Source organism: Actinosynnema sp. NPDC023658 (assembly GCF_040639995.1).
Lineage (GTDB): Bacteria > Actinomycetota > Actinomycetes > Mycobacteriales > Pseudonocardiaceae > Actinosynnema.
Map to the genome: position 1 here is coordinate 1 of NZ_JBFAAX010001442.1, position 1,128 is coordinate 1,128.

Below are 1,128 nucleotides of genomic sequence, written 5' to 3' on the forward strand. Positions count from 1 at the left end.
GGCCAGGTAGGCCGCGGCGGCGTCCACCCGTTCCGCGCCGACGGTGTTGGCGGGCACCGGACCGACGCCGTCGGCCACCCCGGCGTTGAGGTCGGGCAGCACGGGCAGCCCCGCGCGCACGCACTCGTCCCAGAACGCGGCGTCCAGCACGTGCAGCTGGTCGCGGTGCGGCCTGCGGACGGGGATGGGCCCGTCGACGCCGTGGTCACCGCCCGGGAAGTCGGTGTCGCGCTCGATCCTGCGGTAGAACGGCAGGACGTGGTCCCAGGACCACTCGGGGTTGCCCAGGTCGACCCACTCCGCGAAGTCACCGGGCAGGGCGCGCATGGCCACCGCGCCGTTGACCGAGGACGACCCGCCGACGACCTTGCCCAGCCGGTAGGGGAACCGGCCCCACAGCGCGCGCGTGCCGCGACCGGCGCCGCCGCCGCGCAGGTTGGCCAGGTAGTCCCAGTTGTGGCCCTCCAGGATCAGCTTCGTCCCGTCCCGCAACGGGTTCGGCGTCGTCGGCGCGAGCGGCTGGTCGGGGCCCGCCTCCAGCACCAGCACCCGCCGTCCCGCGGCGGCGAGCCTGGCCGCGACCACGGAACCCGCCGATCCCGCGCCGACCACGACCACGTCCCACTCCGGTGCGCCGGTCACGGCTTCGCGTCCCGGACGGCCTCGATCACCCTGGCGAAGTCGGCCACGTTGGCGTTGCTGAACAACGCCTCGATGATCTCCTGCTCGGCGGCGGCGTCGATGCCGAACTCCGAGCGCAGCGCGCCGATGATGCCGACGGCGTGCAGCGAGTCGCCGCCGACCTCGAAGAACCCGTCCTCCACCCCGAAGTCGGTGTGGCCCAACTGCTCCGACCACAGCTTGAGCAGCTTGCGCTCCACGTCGCCGCGCGGCGCCAACCGGGCTTCCGGCTCGGCCGCGTCGCGCCAGGGCGCGGGCAGCGCGGTGTGGTCGACCTTGCCGTTGGCGGTGAGGGGCACCGCGTCGACGGTCACGTAGTGGTTGGGCACCATGTAGCCGGGCAGCTGGTCGGACAGCGCGGCCCGCAGCACGGCCGGGTCGGCGTCCTCGGGCCGGTCGACGACGAGGTAGGCGGCCAGTTGCCGCTGCCCGCTCTGCGGGTGGGCC

2 protein-coding genes are annotated in these 1,128 nt (G+C 74.5%); both read right to left on the reverse strand.

What is annotated here, in order from left to right; genetic code table 11:
- A partial coding sequence (locus tag AB0G02_RS41660; protein ID WP_360806536.1) for an FAD-dependent oxidoreductase occupies positions 1 to 642 on the reverse strand: 642 nt, incomplete at its 3' end.
- Positions 639 to 1,128 (reverse strand): phosphopantetheine-binding protein (locus tag AB0G02_RS41665; RefSeq protein WP_360806539.1); only part of this gene is annotated, 490 nt, incomplete at its 5' end. The genes AB0G02_RS41665 and AB0G02_RS41660, both read right to left, overlap by 4 nt.